Annotated in this window: 6 protein-coding genes; all 6 read right to left on the bottom strand. The window is 55.9% G+C overall.

From position 1 onward, the window contains the following. Positions 1-730 precede the first annotated feature (730 nt). The gene (locus SFU85_04160; protein ID MDX6765965.1) at positions 731-1,813 is read right to left on the bottom strand and encodes a hypothetical protein; all 1,083 of its coding nucleotides are present in this window, start codon (positions 1,811-1,813) and stop codon (positions 731-733) included. Continuing rightward, positions 1,814-2,926: a pilus assembly protein TadG-related protein gene (locus tag SFU85_04155; GenBank protein MDX6765964.1), complete on the bottom strand. Its 1,113-nt coding sequence runs from the start codon at positions 2,924-2,926 to the stop codon at positions 1,814-1,816. It abuts the gene before it with no gap. Positions 2,927-2,961: 35 nt separating this feature from the next. After that, positions 2,962-3,411, bottom strand: a complete 450-nt coding sequence (locus SFU85_04150; protein MDX6765963.1) for a TadE/TadG family type IV pilus assembly protein — start codon at positions 3,409-3,411, stop codon at positions 2,962-2,964. 617 nt (positions 3,412-4,028) lie between these two features. After that, positions 4,029-4,757 (bottom strand): response regulator transcription factor, encoded by a 729-nt coding sequence (locus SFU85_04145; protein ID MDX6765962.1) that lies wholly within the window; start codon positions 4,755-4,757, stop codon positions 4,029-4,031. Continuing rightward, positions 4,754-6,487, bottom strand: coding sequence for a CHASE4 domain-containing protein (locus SFU85_04140; GenBank protein ID MDX6765961.1), 1,734 nt, complete (start codon positions 6,485-6,487; stop codon positions 4,754-4,756). Before SFU85_04140 ends, SFU85_04145 begins: the two co-directional genes overlap by 4 nt. Next, positions 6,474-7,523, bottom strand: coding sequence for a pilus assembly protein TadG-related protein (locus SFU85_04135; GenBank protein ID MDX6765960.1), 1,050 nt, complete (start codon positions 7,521-7,523; stop codon positions 6,474-6,476). Before SFU85_04135 ends, SFU85_04140 begins: the two co-directional genes overlap by 14 nt. Between the last annotated feature and the right edge of the window lies 1 nt (position 7,524).

The following is a 7,524-nucleotide window of genomic DNA, read 5'->3' as shown; positions in this document are numbered from 1 at the left end:
GTTGCGGCGGCACCGACCCGCTCCCTTCGTCGTCACTTCCTCACGTATATACTTCATATATGCTCGGTCGTTCCTCCTCGGGTTCGGGCCGGTGGCACTCGCAACGCGGACTTGCCCTATTTTTGAGATGACTTCTAATACCTAATCCGATTGCTTAGGCGCGAAAGCGCCCCGGAGGGCCGCACGCTGTGCGGCTTGGTCGCCCGTGATGCAGGCAAACGGGACCTGTCTTGCGACCGCGTTTCACGCGGCGACCCTCCGATTGAAACAGGCTCATTCAATATGATTTGATATAAGACTCACGGATAGGCACTTATACCAAATGGAATGGAGTGGGCGTAAAAGTGCCTTATGGGAGGGCGAAGCTCCAGGCTCCCCCGTAAGCATTCGGGGCTGAGCCGCCCTTGGAATAGAGACATCAAACCGGCTCGGCGGAGCCTCGCCCTCCCGTTTATTCTGTCGCTCAGTCATTTTGATTTGGTGTCAGCCGGATCAATTCAGTTCACCACGAAGGACGTCCCGTGACCGCGTTGGTCACGCCGAACGGGACCTCACGCGGCGAAGAACGCGAAGCAGAAACACATGATTGGGAATACATGATGAAGTCATCCTACGGCATGACATTTGGCTTCGGGTTCACCGATCGGTGAATGGAGTTTTTGCCAACCAAAATCCGTATAACTTCGCGAACTTAGCGTTCTTCGCGGTAAACCAACTGGATCGTTCCAGCTCAGGGGGACGTCACAGAAAGACGCCAGAAACGCCTGATGGTGTTATTGGTGTCGATGATTTCAATCCCGGTGCTGGTGGCGTTGAGAGTGATGCCCGACGTGACGGGACCGGCGGCCCAGGAACCGCCCCCTGTCTTGGAGGCCAACACCCCGCCGGCGGTGGTGTTGGCGGTCCACGTTGCGTTGGCCAGGGAAGTCGAGGTCGACATTTGCACCTGGTAGGTGACATCGGAGCGTGTGGCGTTGCCCACGGTGTATTTGTAACCACCGGAAACGGGAGAGAGCACGGGAAGCAGGGCCCGGGCGTTCACGGTGGCGTTGCCCGCTCCGAGGGCGTAAGCCATGAGATTGTTGATACCATCGTTGTTGGCATCGGCCGTCTGGGATGCGTTGCCGGACCAAGTGTTGAATGTCAAACCCGTAGAAGTTGTCCCCACGACAGAAAATTGCGGGATGGAAGGAGTAAATGGTGCAGTGTAAGGATAGTTAGCCCAAATGGCATCAAAATCGCTGTATTGTGAAAAACCCGCGAAGATTGGGTTAGGAGTGGATGCAAGGGAGCTGGTGAACGACCACACATACCTACCTCCTCCGGAAGACTGAGCAGTGATCCAGTACCAACTATCCGGGGCCAAGGTGATGCCCCCTCCGGAAAACGAATAATTCACAAAATTGGTCGAGTTTGTGGTGAATGAAGGAGAAGCGAGAAGAATGGGGTCATCGCCGGTGCCAGGTTGATTGAAGTCTGCATCCGGCTCGCCGTTCACTTTGTAAAGATACAGCACCATAGGAGCGCTGTTGTTGATGACTTTAATGGGCAACACAACACTCTGTAGCGTGACCACACCTGTCGGGGTTTTGAAAGCCGCCCCTATATAACTATCCGGCGAAGAATTTACTTCAAAGACATCAGAATTAGTGCTTTGACTCAAATTTGAAATATCAATCGCAGCCCCGAAAGCGAAATAGTTGGGTAAAATGCATAACAACAGTAAGAAGAGTAAGAACGGATTCTTGCCTGTTATCAAAGAATTCATGCAGATTGCTTTTGCTAAAAAATAAGGCTGCTTGGCATAGGACATTTATATATCATCAATCAAGCGCACCGTGAACATGAAGTTGGTATTTTCATTGTTATTTATTTCACTGCTGGGAATGCCTTCGAGCGAATCGACGTCGACTGAGCTCACGGTTGTGATATAGTTAGAGTCCCCATCGAGCCAGCCTCCGACAACTTTCATGGTAAATGACGCCAGCGCATTGTTGCCTTGGCCGTTGAGCGAGATACTCTGAATCTCCACCTTGGCTACGCCTCGCAAGGGCATATTGGATGTGCCATTGTTTTGGCTTCTGGGGTCAGTGACCATAATGTAGAGGGTCTTTTGCCCATTCGCGATTCGTGTGTTGATCGCATTTTGTAGGCGCCCTGATTGATTGCCTCTGCTGGCGTTGATCGCAGTATTGCTAGGATTATCACTGTAAAAATTAAGATCCGCTCCCGTGGCAACTTCGTCCTCCCACTGGCTCGGAGATTTGCCGTTTTGGGGCCTGATATCCATTCCCAGTATTTCCCCGTTGGTAAAATCTCCTGTTTGTAGCCTTTCCAATGTGACCGTGAGATTGGAACCACTGTTGTAATAGTTTTTAAAGTCATCAACGGTAATTCCCAATGGGGCAACACCACCACTGGAGCCGTCCACATCACTTTTACCGATTCCCGCGACTGGAGTTATCTCTGCGGTAGCGCGTCTAGTCATGACGGAGCTGCCGGCACCCATGACTCGCGCTATGAAATAAGAGTGACTGCCTGAAGCTACTACTGTTACTCGTCTAGGGTTGTTGCTTCCTACCGTGCCATTGAATGTGACATTCGAGGAAGTTATGGTGACTCCATTAGAGTCAGCAACAGTAACAGCCTGGGATTTAGCCGTGGTTTCCGCAGTGGCTGACAATGTGGCTTTTTGCTGGTTGCTGTTGATAGTTCCGGCAACTTTTACGTAATCATTGTAGTAACTCCATGCAGCGGTCAAGGCGGCGGCGTCACAGGCCCGCTGGAGTTGGTTGGCGCGGATGACCATCAGGCCGTAATCGACCGTGAGCGCCGCCATGATGCAAAGGATGACCAAAGCCAGCATCACCAACATGATGGATTGGCCTTTTCGGGCCTGACGCTTGGTTCGATGGGTGTGTTTCATAGTAAACCTCGGGTTGGGGATGTGGATAGCGGGGACTAGGTGGGCTCGCGTGTCATGGTGACACTTTTGTTGAAAGTGAAGTTGTTGAGGCCGGGGATGAAGTTGGTCAACTGCTTGTGGGTGACCTGGAGATTCACGCGGATCAAACTGCCGTTGGGCGCATTGTTTTTGCCGCTGGCGTCACCCACCGTGGTCCAGGAGCTGCCGTTGTTTTGGCTGTATTGGATCGTGACCACCGGGGTGATGTTGTAGGTGTTCAGAAAATTGGTCACACGGGTGTTGACGTTGGTCGTGGTCTTGCCGACCGAAGCCGCGCGTGCCCCTTCACGGGCGGCGTTGGTGACCTGTAGGTTGACATTCATGAGCCATCCCAACTCGATGATCCCCATCAGAAGCAGGAGGAGCACCGGAACCAGGAGGGCGAATTCAACGACACCCTGTCCGCGGCGGGAGCCCGGACGGAGTCTGTGCAGTGTGCCTTTCATGTTTCCAAACTATCGGAAACGGCACTTTTTCAGTAGAAGCGCCAAGCCCCAAAAAAGTCCCTAGGGGTCAGGGACGAATGGCACTGTCCAGTTGCCGAGGGCGGCGGTTAAGCCGGATCAATGTAGTTCACCGCAAAGTTCGCGAAGCCGAAACAGTTGGCTATGAATAAAATACAGAACAGTTTAATTCCAAATTGAATTGAGTGGGCGTAAAGTGCCTTATGGGAGGGCGAAGCTCCTGGCTCCCCCGTTTATTCTGTCGCTCAGTCAGTTTAATTTAGAGCGCTTTGCGTTTACTTAGCAGTGGCTTCATCTCGTTTCTCTTACTCGCTCTCGTGCTCGTTCTCTCCCATTCAGAGAGCACGAGAATGAGAAAGAGTATGAGAACGAGTAGCTGATTAAATACACAATGCTCTAGTATAATTTCACGGCCCTTGGATTCAACTGACCAATGGGTGATTGGAGTTGTTCGCAGCCCAGAATCGTATGTCTTCGCGAACTTCGCCGCGTGAGGTCCCGTTCGGCGTGACCAACGCGGTCACGGGACGTTCTTCGTGGTAAACCAACTGCATCTTTCCGCCTCAGGCGGATAAGCAACTGCATAGTCACGGCTAGGGTCAAGGGGCGGGAGAAGATGATGGGTGGTCTGGGTCGGTAGACGATGCCCGCTCAAGTCCCGCTGAAAAGGCATCCCTCTGGTGTGTGAGGAAAAAAGCGGCGGCCTCCGTGCGGCGGGAGAGCCCCAGTTTGCCCATGAGATTGAAAATGTAATTCTTCACCGTCCGGTGGCTCAGTCCCAGTTGTGTCCCGATTTCTTTGTTGGTTTTCCCCTGGGCCAGAATCTCCAGCACACGGCGTTCCTGGATGGAAAGCAGGCGCAACTTTTGCAGCGGTGAACTGGCCCCGCCCGGGGTGATGGCCTTCCGGAGGATTTTAAGGGTGCTGGAGGGATCAAAGATGTTCTCCCCGGTCATCACCCGGTGGATGGCATCCACCAGGTAGGTGCCGTCGACGTCCTTGAGCACATAACCCTCGGCTCCCGCCTCGACCGCATCGATGAGGTGGGTATCGCTGGCATAGGAGGTCAGAACCAGGACCTTGGGCGAGGCGGGCTCGGATTTGATGCGGCGGCAAAGATCGATCCCCGAGCCATCCTTCAGGCGGAGATCGAGCAGCACGAGATGGGGTTTGTGTTGCTTCAAACTGGACATGGCCTGTTCGATGGACTCCGCCTCGCCCACCACGGCCAGGCCGGGGGAGGCTTCAATCAGGGTGCGTAGTCCGAGCCGGACCATGGCATGGTCGTCTACCAGAAGGATACGGATCAAGGGGCTGTTTTTTTTCATAAGGGTTGGGTCGGGATATCGATGCGGACCCGGAGTCCGCTGGGCTGGTTGGTTTCCCACGCCAGGCGGGCTCCCATTTGTTCCGCCCGCAGCATGAGATTATTCAGGCCGCTGCCGCCTGTTTCTGCGGAATGGGCCGGGAGTCCAACGCCGTCATCTTCGGCGATGATCTGGATGGCATCCGCGGACGGCACGATTTCAAGACGGAAATGCCCGGCCTTTGCGTGTTTGGCGGTATTGGTCGCCACTTCTCGGATCAGACGGATCAAATGGAAAATCTGGTTGCGGTCCAGGCGGGAGATTGCGGCTTCGTCGATCTGGGTCGCCACGGCGACGCCGCAGTGACCCAGCGTGCTGTCCAGAATGCGCAACAAAACCTGCCGCAGTCGCGCGGGTTCTGTTCGACGCGACTCCAGTCCGGCGATGGCGATGCGCAAGGCGGCTATGGCACGGTTGATTTCGGGAACGATCTGTGAGAGGAGGCGGCGGATTTCCTGTGGTTTGACGGCTTTGTTGCGCTCTGCCGCATCGATGGCCATCCCCATGGCGTAGAGTGTCTGGAGGATGTCGTCGTGGAGTTCACGGGCGAAAAGATCCTGTTCGGTAATCGCCTGTTTCAATTCGTATTCCGCCTGCTCCCGGCGCCTGATCTCCTGGGCCATTCTGTCATGGTGTTCCCTCAGGGATTTGACCACGGCCGCAAGGTGGCCGATTTCGTCCGAGCGGGCCAGCAAGCGGGTGAGATCGACGTCAACTTCCGGATCCAGGGCGGCGGCCGTGAGGAGCTGCAAGGGACGATTGTAGCTGAAATGAAGCGCCGCCAACAGCAGGGAAAAAAGAACAAAGCAAATGGCACCGGTGAGCCAGAACGTGCGGCTGGCCAGACGGGCGAAGCCCGAGAGCATGGGAACAAACCGCTGAGCCTGGATTTCGGCTATGGCCTGGCCCTCCCAGTTGACCAGCTGGGAGGTGAAGGCGATGCGGGAGTCGGAAAGGTCGCCGGCCAGGAAGGGTGCCCCGGGCTGGGTGATTTCCAGACGCAGGCCGGAGGTTTTTTGCAGCTCATCCATGCGGGCGGCAGTCCACAATCTGCCGCCGATCAGCCATCCACGTGGTGAACTCAGCCGGCTGGAGTCCGCGGAGGGCTGGATGGGGGCCACGCGAATCTCCATCAAGCCAGCGGGACTCCACACGAAAAAATGGGAAAAATAACCCTTGGCGATGCAGGCCCTCAGTTCGTCCCTTCGAAGGGGAAGGGTCAGGTTGTTTTCGCGGACCGAACTGTGAACCAACTCACAGTTGGGATTCATGACCCAAACCGCATCCAGCTGGAAGGAATCCAGCGTGACATCGAGATTCTCCCTGGCCCAGACAGGATTGGGTTTGAGGGTGAAAGCCACCATCTCGTCCCAATAGCTGTAGTCGTGGACAAAATTTCGCAAGGTTTGTCCCGTGAGCTCGATCTGTGCATTCAGACGGATTTCCTCCTCCTGCTGCTGTTGTTGAAAGACGCCCAAAAACTGGCTCGTTTGGTGATGATGGACCACCAAAAGCATGAGCACACAACCGCCCCCGAATCCGAGGGCGAGGAGCAGCAGGCGGATGCCCAGATCCAGGCCGGTTTGCCACCGGAATCGGTTTGAGTTGAGCGTGGCCAGCGGGACTCTGGCCATCTGCCCCGGCAGGCTTTGCGCGGTGGATTCGTTCGCAGGACTCTTATCGGGATTCATCAACAAGCCTTATGGTCCTGAGGGGGGTGTCGCCATTGGCGCCGAGCGTGATCTTGAAGGTGTCACTGCTGATCAAATAATCGGGAACAAACTGGAGTGTCAGCTGGGTCCTGTCCTCGCTGGTGCCGCCGCCTGCGGCCCCCTGACCCTTGCCGTTGCCGTTGTTGCCCGGAGAAGGGGTTGTCATGGTGGTGACCGTGGTCACACTGCGCACACGGACCATGGCGATGGTTTGGATCACATGGGTGGAGGTGCCCACGGTGGGGTCTTTGTCGGGAATGATGACCACGGGTAGGAAGTATTGCTTCGCGGAAAGGCGGGCATTCATGGCGTCGCGAAGGGCGTTTTGCTGTGCGGTGGCCCCGTTGAGGGAATTGACCGTCTGGCCGACGAGTATTTTCTCCGCGTAGCCATTGCGCAATTCGTTCTCAAAGACCGAAACCGGCTTGCTGGCATTGCCGTCGAAACTCAGTGCCAGAGCATGGCCCGAACTGAAGGCGTCGGAGGTGTTGCGGGCCAGGGTCACGGTGAAAAGGTTCTGCCCCATGGCGTAGGTTTGGTAATCGGATAGGGAAAGGCCGAGCGGGCCGACCCGGTTGAGTCCCCGCAGGGAGGAGATTTCTGCCGCGGCGGAGCGGGAGATCGAAGTGGAGGTCAGCCCGATGACCCGGGCCAGGAAAAGGCCGGAATTGACCCGTGCTTGCACGCGAATACGCCCGGGGAGGGGGAAGGTGATGCCGCTGCTGTCGAGCGTGACCCCGTTCTGGGAACTGATAAAGATGGCCTCATTGCGGGCCGCCAACTCGGATGCTGCGGTGTTGGCGTAAGTGGTCCCTGTCTTTTGCACCACCAGTTTCACCGCCCCGGCCAAGGCCGCGGCATCACAGGCGGACTGTGTGGAGTGGGCTTCCAGAGCCAGAAGGGAAATGTCCACCGTCAATGCCCCGCCCATGAGAAGGGTTAGGATGAAAAAAACGGACAGCAGAAGCGTGCTTCCCCCACGCTTGGGATGCCGGTTTTTCCACGGGGTGTTCATG

It is taken from the genome of Candidatus Methylacidiphilales bacterium, assembly GCA_033875315.1.
Classification (GTDB): domain Bacteria; phylum Verrucomicrobiota; class Verrucomicrobiia; order Methylacidiphilales; family CAZTYG01; genus JANRJG01.
This window is presented reverse-complemented; position numbering and strand designations above follow the sequence as displayed.

Bases quoted from the DNA above. Each gene is read 5' to 3' on its own strand.
- SFU85_04160 (MDX6765965.1), bottom strand. From the start codon at position 1,813: ATGTCCTATGCCAAGCAGCCTTATTTTTTAGCAAAAGCAATCTGCATG.
- SFU85_04155 (MDX6765964.1), bottom strand. From the start codon at position 2,926: ATGAAACACACCCATCGAACCAAGCGTCAGGCCCGAAAAGGCCAATCC.
- SFU85_04150 (MDX6765963.1), bottom strand. From the start codon at position 3,411: ATGAAAGGCACACTGCACAGACTCCGTCCGGGCTCCCGCCGCGGACAG.
- SFU85_04145 (MDX6765962.1), bottom strand. From the start codon at position 4,757: ATGAAAAAAAACAGCCCCTTGATCCGTATCCTTCTGGTAGACGACCAT.
- SFU85_04140 (MDX6765961.1), bottom strand. From the start codon at position 6,487: ATGAATCCCGATAAGAGTCCTGCGAACGAATCCACCGCGCAAAGCCTG.
- SFU85_04135 (MDX6765960.1), bottom strand. From the start codon at position 7,523: ATGAACACCCCGTGGAAAAACCGGCATCCCAAGCGTGGGGGAAGCACG.